The organism is Streptomyces griseochromogenes, assembly GCF_001542625.1.
In the GTDB taxonomy this organism is placed as follows: Bacteria; Actinomycetota; Actinomycetes; order Streptomycetales; family Streptomycetaceae; genus Streptomyces; species Streptomyces griseochromogenes.
In genome coordinates this window covers 6,677,701-6,694,533 of the sequence record NZ_CP016279.1, presented here as the reverse complement: position 1 = coordinate 6,694,533, position 16,833 = coordinate 6,677,701, and the positions used below count along the sequence as shown (strand labels likewise).

Here is a 16,833-nt window from a genome sequence, read left to right as displayed (position 1 = left end):
TACAGAACGCCGTACCGAGCCAGAACGAGAACGGAACGACATGACGACAGCCACCAAGGTCGCCGGGCGGCCCCTGTCGGGCTGGTCGCGGGACGCCCGCCACGGCACCTGGTACGCGCTGCTCCCCGGCCGGTCGGGCGAGCCCTCGCTCGGCGCGCTCCGCATCGACCGGGCCCTGATGGCGCCGGAAGGCACACGCGAGCGCCTGGCAGCCGCGGTGCTCGCCGTGACCGGACTCCGGCTGCCCGGCGTCCTCGGCACCGTCGACCTCGTCGCGGAGGCGGGTGAGGTGTGGCTGATCACCGCCCGCGCGCCCGCTCCCACTCTCGCGGACCTGTTGGCGGACGGCGGTGCCGGCCTCGACGCGGGCAGCGCGGCCAGCGTCCTGAACGAGACCGCCCAGACCCTGCTCGCCCTGCACAAGGCCGGCCTCGCCCACGGGGGCCTGGGCATGGACACCGTCGTCCTGGCCCCGGACGGCGTCGCCCTGCTCGCCGAGGCCTCGCTGGGCACGGTCCTCGGCGACGCACCGGGCCCCGCGCGCCGTGAGGCCGACGTCGCGGCCTGGGCCGATCTGTCGCGCACCCTCGGCGAGGCCTGGGCGGCCCCCGGCAGCCCCGCCGCCGCCCTGTTCGCACAGTGCTCGGCCGGCGCCGGTTCCGAGGGCCTCGCGTCGGCCCGAGCCGCACTGGTCGCCGGGCGCGCCGCTCTTCCCGCGGGCTTCCTGCAACGCAGGGAACTCCGCGCGGCGGTGGCCGTCACGACCCCGCAGTTCACCGCGGAACCGACGGCGGAGGTGAGGGCCGACGAGGCGGCGGACGAGAGGACTTGCGAGGCGGCGGAGGAGAGGGCGGACGAGAAGGCCGACGAGACGGTGGCCCCCGCCACCGCCCCGGACGACCAGGCCACCGTGTTGGGCAGACGCAACCGCACCCCTACCTGGCCCGCGACAGCGGAACCGACAGCGGTACCCACGGCGGCCGGGACTCCAGCCCCGGCCGGCGCGGACGACGGTGAGATCCTTCTGCGCTTCGGCCCCGGCATCCCCGCCGACGTCCAGGACACTCTCCGCGCCCCATGGCGCAGCACTCCCGCGCCCCCGGACAGCCGCCCCCGGCGCCGCGGACGGCGGGCCTGGATCGCCACGACCGTCTTCCTGACCGCCGTGGCCGTCCTGCTCTGGCTGCTGCTGCGTCCGGCTCCCGCTCCCACGGTCACCGCCGTCGCGGTGCAGGCACCCACCGGCCGCCTGCACTGTGGTCAGACCGCCGATCTGGTCGGCGTGGTGACCACCGACGGCCGCGGAGGCCCGGTGACGTACCACTGGCTGCGCAGCGACGGCCACGACTCAGGCGAACTGGTCCACATGGCCCGCCGCGGCGACCGCCGGGTCACCGTGCACCTGCGCTGGACCGTGCGCGGCCCGGGCAGGTTCCGGGGCAGCGCCCGTCTGCTGATCGCGCACCAGCGAAAGCCGGCCGAGGCGGAAGCGAACTTCGGCTACGACTGTCGGGTCCACAGCACCAGGTGATCGTGGAGGAACCGTGCCCAGCCCGGCACGGGAGTCGTCAGCGTACGCGGCGGCATGTCAGGGAGCGTCGGCATCAGGTGCGGTCGGGCCGGTGTCGGTACCGGCGTGGCGGATCGCGGACCGAGCGGGCACCGGAGGCTGGTCCGGCCAGGCGAACGCATACCGGGGATCGCCCCCCTGGCTCAGCCTGACGAAGCGCAGGAGTTCACGGACGATGCCCGCGTTGCCCATCGCCCAGCCGGTGCACGGTTCAAGGTCGCCCGGGGTGGACCGGTGCTCGAGGTTGGACCAGCGGGCGCCGTCGGTGTCCCGGATAGCTCGGGCGACGAGGTCCGTGACGAGTACGTGGGCGAAGTCGTACGGGTCCTGCTGTTCGGCGATCCGGTCGCAGGCCAGCGCGAGGACGCCTGCGGTGCCGCAGCAACGGCCGTTGTTGTCCCAGAAGCCGGGGCGCACCCGCTCCGGCAGACCGGAGCGGGTGACCGTGTGCCAGCAGCGGTCGGCGAGAGCGGACCAGACCGGGTCGGCCGTGATGTCCCGCAGCAGCCGGAAGACCTGGGCATCGCCGGCCGGGCCGTGGCACCAGCCGTAGCTGATGGGCTCGACCACATCGGGGCGGTGCTGCAGGGTGGAATGCAGCACCAGAAAGCCCTCCGGCCCCCCTTCGTCACGTGCCACGATGTCCGCGGCACCGGTCAGTGCCAGCTCGACCAGGTCCGCCCGGCCGGTGGCCCGGCCGACCCGGGCCAGCGCCAGGACGATGCCGAGCGTGCCGTGCGAGATGTGGTGGAGACGGGATTCGATGCCCGTGCGGTGGGCCCAGTGGACGCCCGCCGGCGTCTGCTCCGCCGTCCGCAGATACGGCTCCATGGCGAGGACGGCCAGTTCGGGGTCGCCCACCACGAGCGCGCCGAGGCCGATCCCCGCATTGCCGCCCATCAGCTCGAACAGCTCGCCCCAGCGTGTCCCGTCGAAGCGGGACCGCACGAGTTCCAGCGCGCGGTCCGCGGCGGCCCCGCTGGCCGTGTCGCCGAGTTCGTCGTGAACGGCCCGTAGGACGAGGGCCATTCCGGTGCGGCCGAAGTAGAGGGAGTCGTCGTCGACGCTGTCGACCGAGTCCGCGAGTCCACGGGCCGCGCGCAGCGCGGTGTCGGCGTAGGCGTCGTCGCCGAAGTGCCGCCATGCCTCCAGGAGCACGGGGACGATCCCGGCCGTGCCGCTGTAGAGCCTCGGGTTGAGCTCGTCGTCCGAGGGCCTGGTCGTCCAGGCGAGGCCTCCGCCGACGGTTTCCCGCGCCGCCGCGGTCAGCCATCGCAGCCCTTCCAGCGCGAGCTCCTCGACTTCGTCGACCGCCACGACCATGGTTTCCGGTGCAGTCATGGGCCCACTCTTGCATGATCTTCCGGATCCCCGGAGGGAGGTGAACGGCCAACGCACCCGCCGCCTGGGCATACCTGGCAGTTCACCTTGGCAGGCCGCGACAGTTCCCCGTGGAGCCGGGACGGATTCCGGACGTGGGTGCGGGTACCGGGCGCGATGCCGCCGCGTTGGCAGCCGGGGCACACCGTCGTGGCAGTCGAGCCGACCGCAGCGGTGTTGATCGGGGCGATGATGCTCTGCCGGCCCTGGCGCCGAGCCGTCACCCCGGCCCATTGGACGCGGTATTCGCCACCGCGGTGTGGGATGCGTCTGGATGCCGGAGAACGTCGACGTGCGAAGGCTAGGATCGCCGCGTCGCTGGTTCCCGGCGGCCGGGTCCGATGGAGCTGTTCGGTGCTCGCAGCGGCCAAGCGCAGTAACTCGCCGGTCGGAACTCGGAGTCAGGTCGGCGGCGGCGAGGCAGTTGCCGGCTTGTGGTCGTCGATGTAGATCACCAGTGTTTGATCGGGCTGTTCGGCCAGGTGAAATGCGGTGTACGCGTAGTCGACCACCCCGCGTCCCGGGCGCCGTAGCCGCTTGCGTCCGCTGTGTCGGGCCTGTATGTCGTACCTCGGCCACCAAGCTCGGACTTCCGGGCTGCCCGCGTTCAGCTCGTCGATGAGCCGGGTGTACCGCGGGTCGCCGAGATGGCGGCCGGCCAGTGTCCGCAGGCGGGCGAGCAGGCCCCGCGCCTCCGGCTCCCAGTCGACCAGTACTTCCCGGGCCGAGGGTTCGAGGAACACCCAGCGGGCGAAGTTCGCCGGCCGGTTCGTCGCCGCGGTGAGGTCGGGGAACAGCTCCTCGGCCGCCCGGTTGCAGCTCAACACGTCGTAGTGGCCGCTGATGATGTACGCGGGGTGTGACGTGAGCAGGTGGGGGACGGCCGCCGCCTCGGCAGAGAGCGGTGTGGGTTCCTCGACGTCGGCCGGGGGCGCGTGACCGGCGAGCCGGAAGAGGTGACCGCGCTCGTGCCGGTCGAGCTTCAGCACCGAGGCGAGGGCGTCGAGCACCTGATCCGAGGCGCGGATGTCCCGGCCCTGCTCGAGGTACGTGTACCAGGTGGCGCTGATCCCGGTGAGCAGGGCGAGTTCCTCCCTGCGCAGGCCCGGCGTGCGGCGCCGGCCCGTCTGTGGCAGACCGACCTCCTCAGGAGTGATTCGCTCTCTGCGGCTGCGCAGGAAGACGCCCAGTTCATGGCGTCGGTCGGGCTCTCTCGGCATGGTGGATGGCACCTCTGATTCCAGAATAAACACGCTCTGTATACCAGGCTCTTCCGATCGCACACTGGTGTCCGAGTCGGCGGCCGAAGCTCGTACCGAGGGCCGATGGATGGTCGTCCCGGCATCGAGTGCGGCGCCGTGCGGACGGGTCGGGTGCTCAGCCCGGCACCGGCGAGGGAAGAGGAAGACATCGTGTCGGGAATCGACGGCAAGGTCGTGGCGATCACGGGCGCCAGCAGCGGTATCGGCGAGGCGACCGCGCTCCTGCTTGCCGGACAGGGCGCGCGACTCGTGCTGGGCGCCCGCCGATCCGAGCGTCTCGCGGACCTGGTGGCCCGCATCGAGAAGGCGGGTGGCACGGCCGTGCAGACCCGCACCGACGTGACCCGGCGGGACGACCTGCACGCCCTGGTCACGCTGGCTGCCGAGCGATTCGGTCGTCTCGACGTGCTGATCAGCAACGCCGGGGCGGGAACGATCTCGCCCCTCGACGATCTGCGCGTCGACGAGTGGGACCACATGGTCGACGTCAACATCAAGGGGGTACTGCACGGGATCGGCGCCGCACTGCCGGTCTTCCGGGCGCAGGGCACCGGCCACTTCATCACCACTGCCTCCACCGCCGCGTTCCGCATCATGCCGGCGATGGCGGTCTACGCCGGTACGAAGTTCGCGGTGCGGGCCATCTGCGAAGGACTGCGCCAGGAAGCCGGGGACTCCCTGCGGGTGACCACCGTCTCGCCCGGCATGATCGGTACCGAGTTCGCCGAGGCATCAACCAATCAGCAGGTCAGAGCGCAGATTACGGAGGCCAGGGACCGTATCGCGATCCCGCCCGAGGCCATCGCTCAAGCCATCGCGTTCGCCATCGCGCAGCCCGCCACCGTCGACGTGAACGAGATCGTCGTACGGCCCACCGCCCAGAGCTGACTCCCGTGACGTACCCAGGGCACCGCCCGCTGTCCCCTGCCGCAGGAAACGGCTGTGTGAGGTCCTCGGAGCTCGGCGCGCACTGGTGCGTCCCGAGGTCGAGGAGCCGGGGCCGATGATCCGCCATCCGCTCCTCGCCGTGCGGCCGGCGGACGCCGGTTCGGCGTCGACGTCGGCCGTGTCGGTGCCGACGGCCGTCTCGGCCCGTCCGTGACCGAGGCGGCCGACGGTCAGTACCGAAGTGAGGGAGCCTCGCCGACGGCGACGAGCAGCTGGATCGGCCACTCCGGATCAGCCTGGCCGATCGCCAGCGCGAGCCAGCGTTCGGAGTTCGGCAGCCGCCACATGCGCATGCTGTCGGCGACGCCGGACAGGAAGTCGAGCGGCGGGGACGCGGTGAAGTCGGTCCCGGTGGTGTCGAACCCGAGGTACGGCCACAGGTCGACCGTCTCGGCATTTCCCCAGCGACTGGTCAGCGTGGCAGCCAGCACGGCCAGATCGGCTTCCACTTCCCGATGGGCCGCCTCGACGACATCCACGCTCCGGTCGTCCCAGAAGTCCTGGCTCTCGCGGAGCACGGCAAGGTGATGACCAGGCCCACCCCACCTCCAGTCCGCTCCCGGCCCGCATTCCTGCTCGGGAAACGGCAGGGCACTCAGGCTGTCGATGACAGACAACTGATCGTCGGCGGAACTCGCCGACCGGTGCTGACTGAGCATGGCAGGAGCCTAGCCTTCGGCCCGCCTCGCTTCGCGGCTCCCGTGTCACCTGAGCGCGAACCTGGCCACGGCCGTGCTCACGGAGCCCCCATGTCTCGGCTTCTGTCAGCTCGTCGTGAGCGGGCGATACCGCACGTTGACTGCCGCCGATCGATCGTCGTCGAGTGACTCAAGCCGGACGGGGATGCCGCCGGGATTGTCGAACAGCCGGATTCCTTCACCGAGCAGCACCGGCACGATGTGCAGATCGATCTCGTCGATCAGCCCGCGCTCCAGGAGTTGCCGGCCGATCGTGGGCGAGAAGACCTCGAGATTCTTGCCGTCGGCCGCCTCCAGCCCGATCCGCACCGCCTCGGACACGTCGCAGTGCAAGAACGTCACTCCGCTGGCGGGCCGCGCGTCTTCAGGGTGGTGTGTGAGGACGAACAGCGGGCCCTGCCACGCACCGCCATAGATGGTGCCGGCATCGGGGTGGGCGTCCCAGCCGTCCCGACCGCCCAGCACGGCGCCGGTCGTCCGGACGTATTCCTCGATGAGGCCGGGCCGGAACGAGAAGCCCGTCATCCAGTCCATCGCATGGTTCGGCCCTGCCACGAACCCGTCCAGCGACATGGTGAAGTGCCAGAGGACCTTTCCCCCAGCCGTTCGGCGTTCCGTGTCCCCCGACGACGCGGCGGGCGTGACGACGGTGTTCTGGGGGGTCTTGGCGTCCATGGCCGTTCCTCTCGTCGGTCTCCCTCGTACTGGTCGACTCCGCTCCGCCTCGAAACTCACCGCTGGATGAGGCCCATGGCCGGCTCTGGGCGAGGCCGGTGGCCGGCCTCGCCCGTCGCCTCCGGCCGTCAGACCACCGTCGACGCCGGGGGCGTCCAGCGGTGGGTACGGGACCGCTGGGAACGGACGCCGTACTCCGGCTTCAGCTCCTCCGGGATCGCGTACTGCATGACCCGGCCGCGGGTGAGGGAGGCCAGCTCGAAGGCGGTCAGGAGGCTGCCCGCCTTGTCGAGTGCCCATTCGCCCAGCGGGCTGCTGTCCTCGATGGTCTCCAGGACGTTCAGAATGTGCGGGACCGCCTTGGCCACCGTGTCCCAGGGGGTGCGGGGCAACTGGAGCCAGTCGCCGATGGTGTCGCCGACCAGGAAGCGGATGGTGGCGGAGACGATCGGGTCGAACAGGGTGCCGGGGACCACGTCCTCGTACAGCTTCACCAACTGCTGGTTGAGGCGTACGCCGTCATCCGACGGGCCGAGGTTGCGCAGCAGGTAGAGGTCGGCGTACTCGCGTGCTTCCGTGAGGTTCCTGGGGGCCGCCTCCATGTCGCAGCCCAGGATCGCGCCGACGACCCTCCAGGCGTAGAAGTACGCCTCCGCGCCCTCCTCGCTCATGTGGATGCCCAGACGGTGCATCGCGTCCAGGACGAGGATGGAGAAGCAGATCTGACCGCCGATCATGTCCTCCTGGCACAGAGGCACGCCGTCCTGCGCCACGTCCCAGGTGTCGGAGTGGGTCAGGTGGTGGCGGATCGCGGCGTGCAGCAGCCGGACCTTCTGGGCGGCCGGGATGAACTTGCTGCCCTCCTCGAAGGCATTGGTCTGCATGAGGTACGTGACGAACTGGCCGGTGTTCGCCATGCGGCGCGAGGGGTAGTCCATCGAGTGCGTCGAGGCCAGCAGCCGGGCCACGCGGGGGATGGCGTACGTGGCCGGCATCGCGGCGAAGGACAGGCCGGTGTTGATGTGCGCGGCGTTGTCCATGAAGAACAGCCGGGCGCGTTCCATCACGTCCCAGTCCGCCCAGGAGGGAGGCATGCCGGTGGTCTGGAGGAAGGAGGCGGCGGAGGCCGGAAGCCCTTCGGGCAGGCGGCTTCCCGCAGTGCTGAAGAAGCGCATGAGGGTGTTGAAGTCCTTGACTTCTCCTTGTTCGAACATAGCGGCCACGGTCTCGTCCGCCAGTGGGTCGCCCTGCCGGCGCAGAGCGGCAAGCGTCGCCTCGGTGTAGCGGGAGGTGGTGGGGGTGGTCATGGTGGGTGCTCGCCTTTTCGGTCAGAGGGGGCGGTTGGCCGATGTCGTCGCCAGTTCTCGCAGCGCCGTGTACGTGGCACGGGGCAGGGGGACGGTCTCCAGTGCCCGGTGTGCCTGCGCCAGCCGTTGGGTGATCATGTCTTCGACCTCCCGGCAGGCGCCGCTGGTCTCCATGAGCCGCCGTACGTGCGCCGCTTCGCCCTCGTCGAGATCCGGGCGGCCCACCGTCTTGGTCAGAGTCTGCCGATCGTCCTCGGAGACCAAGGAGACGGTGAGGGCCATGAGCGCGGTGGGTTTGCCGTCCCGCAGGTCGTCGAGGTTGGGTTTGCCGGTCAGGGCCGGGTCGCCGAAGGTGCCCAGCAGGTCGTCCCTCAGCTGGAACGCCTCGCCCAGCGGGAGTCCGTACGCGGTGAAGGCATCAAGCAGCCGCTCCGAGCCGCCGCCCAGTGTCGCGCCCAGGTGCAGCGGACGTTCGACCGTGTACTTGGCGGTCTTGTACCGGGCCACTTCCAGCGATTCCGTGACCTGCGGCACCCCGTCGCCCGTGCGCAGCACCTCCAGGAACTGGCCCGCCACGGTTTCGCGCAGCAGAGCCGACCACAGGGGCACCGTGCGCGCGATGAACGCTCCGGGCAGTCCGCACGTGGCGAAGACCTGGCCTGCGTAGCCCATGAGGAGGTCGCCCAGCATCATCGCCAGGGCCACGGGCCTGTCTCGCCCGTGTCCGTCTCCGCGGTCCAGGGCCCGGTCGGCGAAGGCGGCGTGGGCCGTGGGCATGCCGTGGCGTACGAGACTGTCGTCGATGATGTCGTCGTGCGTGCACGCCGCCGCGTGCACCAGCTCCATGGCCGCCGCCGCGCGGATGATGCCGTCGCAGTCCGGCTGCCCGGCGGCCCGCCACCCCCAGTAGAGGAACGCGGCGCGCAGCCGCTTCCCCTGTGCCAGGGAGCCGCGCAGCTGTTCGCACAGCGGGGCCAGATCGGTCGAGACCCTGAGTAACTGGGCCGACTCTTCCTCCACCAGGCGCAGGAGATAGGTGTCCACGCGCCGTTTGAACTCCTCGGACTCACGCACGGTCGGCCGTGCCCCGCTGTGCGACGACCTTGCGGGCCACCAGCTCCAGGTAGTTGTCGCAGTCCTGCGTCACTCGGCGCGCCGCCAGTTCGCCGCGGGCGTGCAGCTCCTTCATGCCGTCCGTGAGGAGGTGGGGCAGGTCCGAGGAGTGCGCGGTCTGCCGGCCACGGTCCGTGAGCTGGCGCAACTGGTCGCAGGCCAGGTCGGCGAGGCCCAGGGCGAGCAGGCCCATCTGGCTCAGTGCCGCGAGGGGAGTGGAGGGTGGCGCGGAGGCGGGGGGTTCGGTGGTGGGGTCGGGCATGCGTCGGTCTCCTGCCTGGTGATGTGAGCTGATAAGGGCTTCATCACTCGTAACGATCTTCGGGGCGAGAGGGAGCGGACGGGTGGGCGATCGCTTTTATGTCCGGACGGAGCTGGTGGGGTGTGGTGGTGCCCGGTGAGGCGGCGTTGGGTGATTGGAGGGTCACCCGGTCCACTTCTTTGTGTCATCTGCCAGTACGGCGGCCGGAGAAGGCCGGTGGAGACTCTCTGCCACGACCGCGACCCGGCGAGCCTCTGGATCGGGAGGGCCGGCGTGGCCACGTACAGGACGAAACAGATGAGGGGGAGGCACGTGAGCGTGCAGCAGTACGACGAGATCGGTGAGGCATTCGAGGGGTTCAAGTCCCTGCCGCTGATGCGATACGGGGAGGTGCCGAGCTTCCTGGGCATGGTCGGGGACGTGCGCGGGAAGTCGGTTCTCGACCTGGCGTGCGGCACCGGTTTCTACAGCAGGGAGTTCAAGCGGCGCGGCGCCACGGACGTCTTTGGTGTCGACATCTCCGTCGAGATGATCGCCGCCGCGCTGGAGATCGAGCGACGTGACCCGCTGGGTGTGCGCTACGAGGTCGGTGACGTGTCCGAACTGCGGCCTCTCGACCGGCGTTTCGACATCGCGGTGGGAGTGCAGTGCCTCAACTACGCCGAGGACATCACGGAGATGGAGCGGATGTGCCGCAACATCCAACGGAGCCTGGTGCCGGGTGGAGAGTTCTTCGTATTCGCCCAGAAGCCCGACTACCGGTTCGACTGTGCGTCCCTGGACACGTACGGGTTCCGCTGCGAGCCGACCGGCGAGGAGATCGAGACGGGTCCGCGGGTGCGGGTCACGGCTCTCCTCGACCCGCAGCCGATCAGCATCGTCTCCGCGGTCCCGCGCCGCGAGGTCTATGAGGAGTGTCTGCGAGGGGCCGGGTTCAGTGAGGTGAAGTGGGTTCCGCTGCAGGTGGCCGAAGCCGGCATCCGTGAGTTCGGCGAGGACTTCTGGGCGGACCTCCTCGCGCACCCGCCGCTGGAGATGCTGCGCTGCCGTGCCTGACGGGCCGATCGGCCGGACCTCGAGTGCGGTTCCGCCCCGCGGAGGCCCCGGGGCGGCGCGAAACTCGGTCGGCGACGGCCGTGCAGAGCCGGTTCGTCGGTACAGAGCAGATCGCCACGGCCGTAGTCGGGCGGCTGCCCCTTCTTGATCCACTCGCGGCCGGCGAGACGGGCGACCGTGGTCGGGGGCGACGTTCGTCGCCCCCGACCATCAGCGGCTCGGCCAGGAAGCCGCGGTAGGCCGTTCGGCCCCGTCGCCGCCCGGTCGGCGAAGTCGGCGAACTCATTGCCGGTCGACGGCAGTGGCCCGGCGGCCGACGTACCAGGCATCGTGGACCGGTGTGAACTTGTCGGCGGTGCAGGCCTGTTCCGGCGTCGTCGCGCCGGGGAAGGTGCCCGGCAGGACTACGAAGGACGCGGCCTCGGCCACTCGGTCTCGGCGAGGACCGCGTCAGCCACCTTTCGACGGTGTGTCCGTCGGTGTCCGTATGCCGATGACCGATCGCGACATCTTCCGAGGCGGCGGCCGATGCCGCCGCCTCATCGGTGATCTGGAGCAGGCGCGTGGCGGACTGCCCGAGCAAAGGGTCGCCCGGCTGCGACCAACTGCCGCCTTGTCCGCGTTGCGTGATCCCCCGCGCCAGCTGCTCGCGGCCGGCGTGCAATCGGCACATGGTGAACTCTGCCGCAGGCAGCCCGTCGGTAGATCTCGAAGCCCACGGTCGACTTGCCGACTCCGGTCGTGCCGCACAGCCACAGAACCTGACCGCCGGCGAAGGCCGCCGTCTGTCCGGGCGGCTCGACTCCGCCGGCTGACCGGCACTGAGCCGGTGCCGGTCAGCCGCCGGTCCGTTTCCTGACCAGCTGCGCCACCTGCATCCTGATGTCCATGAGTACCACGTCCGGGCGCAGGCGCCACGCGCTGCCAGGCATGACGCCGCGCCCGTTGTGTGTGGTGCGAAGACCTTGGCCTGATGACTCGGTGGGGAACTTCAGTGCCAGGAGCCGGAAGCGGCAGCCTCGGTGACGAAGTCCTCGAAGGACCTGGGTGGTCGGCCGAGAGCGCGTTCCACGTCGTCGGAGAGCGTGGCCTGCGAGCCGCTGCCGATGGCCACGAGGACCTCGGTGAGCAGTCGCGCGACGTCGGGTGAGGCGCCTGCCGCGAGCTGGTGCTCGATGAATGCGTCCGGGGCGACGTCGACGTGTCGGATCGTACGGCCGGTGGCGTCGGCGATGAGACCGGCCGCTTCGCCGAAGCTGATCGCCCGAGGGCCGGTCAGCTCGTAGGTCTGGCCGCTGTGACGGTCTTCGGTCAGCGCCGATGCGGCGACCGCTGCGATGTCCTCGGCGTCGACGAATGGCGTACGCCCGTCGCCGGTGGGCAGGGTGAGGGTTCCGCCGAGGATCCCGGACAGCCAGGGGCCTTCGCTGAAGTTCTGCGAGAACCAGTTCGGGCGAAGGACGGCCCACTCGACGCCGGAACCACGTACGGCCTGTTCGGCGGTGTGCAAAGGATGATCCTCCTCACCGGCGCGCGGGGCGGACAGCAGCACCAGTCGCCGCACGCCCATCGTCACCGCCTCGTTCACGAACCGGGGGATGCGTGCCTGACGGTCCGTGCTCATCCGCAGGTCGGGCTCCACGAGGTAGGCGGCGGTGACCCCGTCGAGCGCGGGCCCCCAACTCGTCGGGTCGTCCAGGTCCAGGGGGGTGTCCCCGCTGGTGCGGGACACCGTGCGGACCGGCCGGCCGGCAGCCCTCAGGCGCCGGGCGATACGGCGACCGGTCTTGCCGGTGCCGCCGAGGACAAGGATGTTCTTCATGCCGTCCAGACAACTCCACGGACCCGTGGACGATCCATGGGAAGTCGTCGTCATCACCTTTGTGATCGTCTAGCGTGAGCGTGTGGATGTCCTGAGTGACCTGCTGCACCGGGCCCGTGCCAGGAACGCGTTGGTCAGACAGCTGATCCAGCGTCCTCCGTGGTCGCTGACCTTCGCCGAGGCCCCGGCGCTCACGGTCGTGACCACGCTCGCCGGGCACGCCTGCGTCCGGTTCGACGACCCGGGCACGGCACCCGTACATCTCGCGGCGAAAGACATCGCCCTCATCACCGGCTCCGGCCGGTACACGATCGCCGACGCCCCCTCCACCCCACCCCAGGTCGTGATCCACGGGCGAACGAAGCACGTCATCCAAGGGGATGACGCGGCGCCGGGCATGCGCCGGAGCCTGGCGCCCCGCACCTACGGTGACGGTCTGCCCGGGGCCACGATCATGCTGCGGGGCGCCTACGAACTCCGCGGCGATGTGGGAGAGCGCCTGCTGGGCATGCTCCCACCGCTGGCAGTCGTGCCCTCCGGGCCAGGGACACGGGCGGCGCTGGATCTCCTCGCCACCGAGGTCGCCCGCGACGAACCCGGTCAGGACGCCGTCCTCGACCGGGCGCTGGATCTCCTGCTCGTGCTGGCCCTGCGCGCATGGTGCGCCGGACCGGACCGAGCGCCCGTCTGGTACCAGGCGCTGGCCGATCCCGCGATCGGCGACGCGCTGGGCCTGCTGCACGAGGATCCCGCCCATCGATGGACCGTCGCCGAGCTGGCCGCCCGGGTCGGCATGTCCCGCGCCGCTTTCGCCGCTCGCTTCACCGCACTCGTCGGTGAACCCCCGCTCACCTACCTCACCGGCTGGCGGATGGCCCTGGGAGCGGACCTGCTCCGTGACACCGAGGCGACCGTCGCCGCCGTGGCCCACGAGGTGGGGTACGAGGATCCCTTCGCTTTCAGCGTGGCCTTCAAGCGCACCCGAGGCGTCAGCCCCTCGATCTGGCGCCGTCGGGCGCGGTGATTCCGGTGCGCGGAGGCCGGGGCCCGAGGCGCCGTCCACTTGACGAGCCGGATCCGTCAAGTGTCCGGCTGCAGTGAGGGCGAGGCGGCGCAGGCGCGGTCAGGGACCGGAACGGGCCGCCGGTGTTGCGCAACAGGCGCCTGGAAAAGCGCTGAAGCCCGCGACCTGCGCTGTGTTACCGTCCCGGTGCCGGCCGCGGGACTCCGGTGCGACTTCCGGAACCTGCCTGTAAAGCAATGATTCGCAGCTTGTGCCTCCATTCCCCGGCCGGCCTCAGGGGGAGCCGACAAGTGAACGGGCACGCGCATGGAGTCGTTCGGGGATCTGATAGCGGCCGACGATGTGCTGTTCTTCGTCAACGCCGCGATCACGGCGACCGGCCAGCGCGAGTTCCACTCGGACGAGGGTGCTCAGCAGCTGTCCCTCGACTTCCTGCACGCCTACATGCTGGGCAACTACCGCGACCTGTACGCGGGCGTGCTCGCGCTCGACATCAACGACCACAACGCCGCACTGATCATCCGACGGCTGCTGGAGACCGCCGCCGAGGCCATCGCGGACCAGCGCCGCAGTGAAGGCCGCCTGATCGCCGGCCGACTGGCCCTGCTGCCACCGCAGCGCGTCTACGGGCTCTTCCGATCCCTGCGCCGCAGCGGGGTCAACAACCGCCGCACCCGCGCCCTCCTGCGCGACTGGCTGTCCGCCCGGCCCGATCTGGCCCTCGACGCCGTCAAGTACCGAAGCGGACTCAAGCAGGCACTGCGACACACGCATCTGGCACCCGGCGACGCGGAAGTCGGTACGTTCCTGTTCGCGCCGCAGAGCAGCGCCCACTACGACACACCGATCCTGGAGACCTGGCGCCGCGCCCACTACGAGCAGACCGCCGTCTACGAACTCCCCTACACCGTCGCCGAGGGCTTCGCGGCCAAGCACGGAATCCCGCGCGGCGTCTTCCTGGAGCGCATCGCGCCACGACTGACCCGCGTGGAGAGACTGCGGCTTCAGCAGACCGCGCGGCAGCACGGTCCCGCGGCCATGGAAGCCATCGGAACAGACCTGTCCCGAATGCCGCTCACCCGGCTCGCCGGGTATGTGCTCTCCCTCCCGGCCGCCGAGCGGGTGTCCCGCCGCGAGGAGCTGACCGGTGCGCTCCGGACGGCCGCCGCACGCGTCGCGGGCCGACACCGCGGGCGTTGGGGCCAGGTGACGGCCGTCCTGGACGACAGCTTCTCCTCCTACGGTTCGGGAGTGAAGCGACAGCGGCCGCTCGTGGTGGCCCTGGCCTGCCACTATCTCCTCGAAGCGCTCGCCGGCCGCTACACCGGCCTGTGGACCTCCGGACGCGGCGACGCGCTCCTGGCGCACCCCGTCGGTCCCACCCCGCTGGGCGAACGGATCCTCGACGCGCTGAGCACCGCCCCCGAGCGACTGGTGATCGTCTCCGACGGCTGGGACAACGCCCCTCCAGGACTGGCGGGCGAGGTGCTCCGCGTCTGGCGCACCCGCCTCGACCCGGACCGCCGGACCAGCGTGGTCCACCTCAACCCGGTCTACGACGCCACGGGCTTCGACGTCCGCCGGCTGTCGTCGAGTGTGCCGACCGCGGGCATCCGCGACGCGGAGGACCTGCCCGCGCTCGTCGAGATCGCGCAATTCGCCGAGGGCCGGACCGGGCTGGCCGAACTGAGAACCTACCTGGACGCGCGGGCGGCCCAGCTTCCCCCGATACCGCAGCGGCCGGCGGAAAGGAGCCCACGATGACGTCGCACGGCCTGGACGCCGACATGTCAGTGACGCGGGCCGGCCTGCTCGATGGGCTCATGACACGCCCTGGCCAGGTGTGGGGCGCCGTGCGGTTGGTGCCGCTGGTGCGGGCCGAGCCCGTTCAGGACCTGCGTCTGCATCCGCAGATCTACGGCGGACCGGGCGTGGTCGACCTGCCCGGGAGACGGCATTACCTCTCCTACATCCCGCACGGTTTCGTCGCCGAGTGGACCACGGACGGCTCACCGGCCGCCGCCTACGGCACACAGCTCAGCAGCGGACAGCCCCAGCAGCCGGTGGCGACGCTGCGGCTGCAGTTCCATCGCCGGATGGCGCGTCGGGAGGCCAGGCACCGGCTGCGCTTCCTGCCGCTCCACCTCGCGCTGGAGGGCTATCTCGCGCTGCACTTCGGCGGGCCCGCCATCGCGTGGGAGGAGTGGTCGCGACAGGCCCTGAGCCAGGGACTCTCCCCGCGTGCCGAGGCGGCCTACCTGGGCGCGGACGTGCCGGGGCTGGCCGACGCACTGCGCGTCTTCGAGATCCATCCGGGTCAGTGCGGCGTCCTCGTCTACCTCGCTGACGCGCTCGCCGCGGCCTTCGTCGTGCCACACCCGGAGGACTACCGCGTCCTGCACCCCACCTTGGTGCAGGACCTCTACGGCGACCTGGTCCACCACTACGCGACCCTGATGCCGCCGGTGCCGGACTTCCGGGCCCGCATCACCGACCACGGCATCCGGTCTCTCGACGAACTCCGGGCCGCCGCAAGGCAGCAGACCGCACAGTGGGCGGACTTCCACGACGAGACCATGGCGGCCGGACTGCTGGGGCAGGCCAACACCTGGCAGCGGGTGTACCGGATGGACCGCTTCACACTCTCCCGGTTCCTGCCCCCGTTCCGTCCCAAGCAGGACAACCACATCGGCGAGGCGATCACCGACGAACACGGCCGCACTGTCTACCTCAAGACGTTCCGCCTCTCGGAGAACCAGGTGCGCCGCGGCCATCTGCTCAACCGCCTGGCCGCACACGACTGGCATCTCGCCGACACGGCCGCCGAACTCGGTATCGACGAGGCCCAGTTCGGCCTCCGGCTGAAGACGGCCGGCTTCGGCCACCTGCTGCGGCAGGACGTGCTCGACCGCTACCGCAGCCGTGCACAAGCCACAAACCGGTGACCACAGGGGCTCCGGCACCACGCCCGTCCGACGCCGACGGCAGTGGGTGTCCACCACGCTCGCGCCCACCAGCACACCAGCGGGGCCCCACGGAAAGGGGCCCCGGCCGGCGAGCCGCCACATCAGGCCGTCGAACGCTCTCGCGGCGGGCTGACCACGAAGGTTCAGCTCGCGGTCGACAGAGACCGGCGACCGCCGGGTCTCTGCCCAAGGTGTACTCCTCGTGCGCGCTCCGCGAGCACCTGCGCAAGCGCGGCATTCGAGGGTCGACCCCCCGTCCCGGCTGATCAGAGGGGCCATCGTCCGCGTCGCGGCAGCCGTGACGGCGGGCCACCCGCCTTCGGCCGCGGGGTTGTCACCCCTTGCGCGAAGGCCGCGACCACGTACCCGGCCGCACTCCACATCGCAGGCGACCTCCTCTGACCCGCCGGTGGATCCGGGCGGAACGCCTCAGCCGATGCCGGCGCCCACAGGCTGGGAGTCGAAGTGGCGCAGGGTGGGCTCGCGGTCGAAGAAGTGCTCGATGGCCGCGGCGAACTCGGGCGCCTGCTTGCTCTTGGGGAACTTCTCCACGTGGTCCTCAAGGCTCGCCCAGCCCACGCGCAGCAGGTAGGGGCCCTCGGCCTCCACGTCGCGGTAGAGGTCGACGGACCGGCAGCCCTCCGCGGACCTCAGGATGGGGCTCGCCGCGACGAGCGCCCGCTCGAACTCGGCTTCCCGGCCGCGGGTGATGTACAGGTAGGCGTATTCGTAGATCACGGGTTCCTCCGG

General features: G+C 70.7%; 16 protein-coding genes and 1 pseudogene. 7 read left to right on the top strand and 10 right to left on the bottom strand.

The genetic code is table 11. The features are described 5' to 3' along the window. Window positions 1-40: 40 nt before the first annotated feature. On the top strand, window positions 41-1,531 hold the full coding sequence (locus AVL59_RS28740) for a protein kinase family protein (protein ID WP_067310070.1): 1,491 nt from the start codon (window positions 41-43) through the stop codon (window positions 1,529-1,531). A gap of 57 nt (window positions 1,532-1,588) precedes the next feature. Here the strand turns inward: AVL59_RS28740 and AVL59_RS28735 are convergent, their stop codons facing one another. Together AVL59_RS28735 and AVL59_RS28730 are read right to left on the bottom strand one after the other, a co-directional pair. After that, window positions 1,589-2,911 carry a lanthionine synthetase LanC family protein gene (locus AVL59_RS28735; protein WP_067310068.1) on the bottom strand — a complete coding sequence of 441 codons (1,323 nt, stop codon included), beginning with the start codon at window positions 2,909-2,911 and terminating at the stop codon, window positions 1,589-1,591. A gap of 440 nt (window positions 2,912-3,351) precedes the next feature. Continuing rightward, window positions 3,352-4,170, bottom strand: coding sequence for a helix-turn-helix transcriptional regulator (locus AVL59_RS28730; protein ID WP_067310066.1), 819 nt, complete (start codon window positions 4,168-4,170; stop codon window positions 3,352-3,354). A gap of 192 nt (window positions 4,171-4,362) precedes the next feature. On the opposite strand from AVL59_RS28730, the gene AVL59_RS28725 reads away from it, so the two are divergent. Continuing rightward, window positions 4,363-5,100, top strand: a complete 738-nt coding sequence (locus AVL59_RS28725) for an SDR family oxidoreductase (RefSeq protein WP_067310064.1) — start codon at window positions 4,363-4,365, stop codon at window positions 5,098-5,100. A gap of 230 nt (window positions 5,101-5,330) precedes the next feature. Here the strand turns inward: AVL59_RS28725 and AVL59_RS28720 are convergent, their stop codons facing one another. From AVL59_RS28720 to AVL59_RS28700, 5 genes are all read right to left on the bottom strand, one after another. Next, the gene (locus tag AVL59_RS28720) at window positions 5,331-5,819 is read right to left on the bottom strand and encodes a hypothetical protein (protein WP_067310061.1); all 489 of its coding nucleotides are present in this window, start codon (window positions 5,817-5,819) and stop codon (window positions 5,331-5,333) included. A 105-nt stretch (window positions 5,820-5,924) separates the two neighbouring features. Further along, window positions 5,925-6,533 (bottom strand): dihydrofolate reductase family protein, encoded by a 609-nt coding sequence (locus AVL59_RS28715; RefSeq protein ID WP_067310058.1) that lies wholly within the window; start codon window positions 6,531-6,533, stop codon window positions 5,925-5,927. A gap of 128 nt (window positions 6,534-6,661) precedes the next feature. Then, window positions 6,662-7,840, bottom strand: coding sequence for an oxygenase MpaB family protein (locus AVL59_RS28710; RefSeq protein WP_067310056.1), 1,179 nt, complete (start codon window positions 7,838-7,840; stop codon window positions 6,662-6,664). Window positions 7,841-7,861: 21 nt separating this feature from the next. Continuing rightward, a complete protein-coding gene (locus AVL59_RS28705) occupies window positions 7,862-8,884 on the bottom strand; it encodes a polyprenyl synthetase family protein (RefSeq protein WP_237281705.1) in 1,023 nt (340 codons plus the stop codon). Between the two features lie 22 nt (window positions 8,885-8,906). Continuing rightward, window positions 8,907-9,215 carry a hypothetical protein gene (locus tag AVL59_RS28700; RefSeq protein ID WP_079147042.1) on the bottom strand — a complete coding sequence of 103 codons (309 nt, stop codon included), beginning with the start codon at window positions 9,213-9,215 and terminating at the stop codon, window positions 8,907-8,909. 312 nt (window positions 9,216-9,527) lie between these two features. Between AVL59_RS28700 and AVL59_RS28695 the strand changes: the two genes are divergently transcribed. Continuing rightward, on the top strand, window positions 9,528-10,271 hold the full coding sequence (locus AVL59_RS28695) for a class I SAM-dependent methyltransferase (RefSeq protein WP_067310050.1): 744 nt from the start codon (window positions 9,528-9,530) through the stop codon (window positions 10,269-10,271). A gap of 282 nt (window positions 10,272-10,553) precedes the next feature. Here the strand turns inward: AVL59_RS28695 and AVL59_RS52645 are convergent, their stop codons facing one another. Next, window positions 10,554-10,700 (bottom strand): hypothetical protein, encoded by a 147-nt coding sequence (locus tag AVL59_RS52645; protein ID WP_159400113.1) that lies wholly within the window; start codon window positions 10,698-10,700, stop codon window positions 10,554-10,556. A 562-nt stretch (window positions 10,701-11,262) separates the two neighbouring features. Then, complete coding sequence (locus AVL59_RS28690; protein ID WP_067310047.1) at window positions 11,263-12,093, bottom strand: NAD(P)H-binding protein; 831 nt, start codon at window positions 12,091-12,093, stop codon at window positions 11,263-11,265. An 82-nt stretch (window positions 12,094-12,175) separates the two neighbouring features. Here AVL59_RS28690 and AVL59_RS28685 point away from each other — a divergent pair, with 82 nt between their 5' ends. The 4 genes and pseudogenes from AVL59_RS28685 to AVL59_RS56690 form a co-directional block, all read left to right on the top strand. Next, window positions 12,176-13,117, top strand: coding sequence for an AraC family transcriptional regulator (locus AVL59_RS28685; RefSeq protein WP_067310044.1), 942 nt, complete (start codon window positions 12,176-12,178; stop codon window positions 13,115-13,117). A 306-nt stretch (window positions 13,118-13,423) separates the two neighbouring features. Continuing rightward, window positions 13,424-14,881: a hypothetical protein gene (locus AVL59_RS28680; RefSeq protein WP_067310041.1), complete on the top strand. Its 1,458-nt coding sequence runs from the start codon at window positions 13,424-13,426 to the stop codon at window positions 14,879-14,881. Beyond that, window positions 14,878-16,062: an ARPP-2 domain-containing protein gene (locus AVL59_RS28675; RefSeq protein WP_237281704.1), complete on the top strand. Its 1,185-nt coding sequence runs from the start codon at window positions 14,878-14,880 to the stop codon at window positions 16,060-16,062. The genes AVL59_RS28680 and AVL59_RS28675 overlap by 4 nt, the downstream gene beginning before the upstream one ends. 60 nt (window positions 16,063-16,122) lie before the next feature. Beyond that, a pseudogene (locus AVL59_RS56690) lies at window positions 16,123-16,242 on the top strand (IS5/IS1182 family transposase); the annotation flags it as partial. Window positions 16,243-16,512: 270 nt separating this feature from the next. Here the strand turns inward: AVL59_RS56690 and AVL59_RS28670 are convergent. Then, window positions 16,513-16,821 (bottom strand): antibiotic biosynthesis monooxygenase family protein, encoded by a 309-nt coding sequence (locus AVL59_RS28670; RefSeq protein ID WP_067310038.1) that lies wholly within the window; start codon window positions 16,819-16,821, stop codon window positions 16,513-16,515. Window positions 16,822-16,833 lie beyond the last annotated feature (12 nt).

What these genes read in the sequence shown, in the direction of transcription:
- AVL59_RS28740 (WP_067310070.1), top strand. Translation starts at nt 41, where the DNA reads ATGACGACAGCCACCAAGGTCGCCGGGCGGCCCCTGTCGGGCTGGTCG.
- AVL59_RS28735 (WP_067310068.1), bottom strand. Translation starts at nt 2,911, where the DNA reads ATGACTGCACCGGAAACCATGGTCGTGGCGGTCGACGAAGTCGAGGAG.
- AVL59_RS28730 (WP_067310066.1), bottom strand. Translation starts at nt 4,170, where the DNA reads ATGCCGAGAGAGCCCGACCGACGCCATGAACTGGGCGTCTTCCTGCGC.
- AVL59_RS28720 (WP_067310061.1), bottom strand. Translation starts at nt 5,819, where the DNA reads ATGCTCAGTCAGCACCGGTCGGCGAGTTCCGCCGACGATCAGTTGTCT.
- AVL59_RS28715 (WP_067310058.1), bottom strand. Translation starts at nt 6,533, where the DNA reads ATGGACGCCAAGACCCCCCAGAACACCGTCGTCACGCCCGCCGCGTCG.
- AVL59_RS28710 (WP_067310056.1), bottom strand. Translation starts at nt 7,840, where the DNA reads ATGACCACCCCCACCACCTCCCGCTACACCGAGGCGACGCTTGCCGCT.
- AVL59_RS28700 (WP_079147042.1), bottom strand. Translation starts at nt 9,215, where the DNA reads ATGCCCGACCCCACCACCGAACCCCCCGCCTCCGCGCCACCCTCCACT.
- AVL59_RS28690 (WP_067310047.1), bottom strand. Translation starts at nt 12,093, where the DNA reads ATGAAGAACATCCTTGTCCTCGGCGGCACCGGCAAGACCGGTCGCCGT.
- AVL59_RS28680 (WP_067310041.1), top strand. Translation starts at nt 13,424, where the DNA reads ATGGAGTCGTTCGGGGATCTGATAGCGGCCGACGATGTGCTGTTCTTC.
- AVL59_RS28675 (WP_237281704.1), top strand. Translation starts at nt 14,878, where the DNA reads ATGACGTCGCACGGCCTGGACGCCGACATGTCAGTGACGCGGGCCGGC.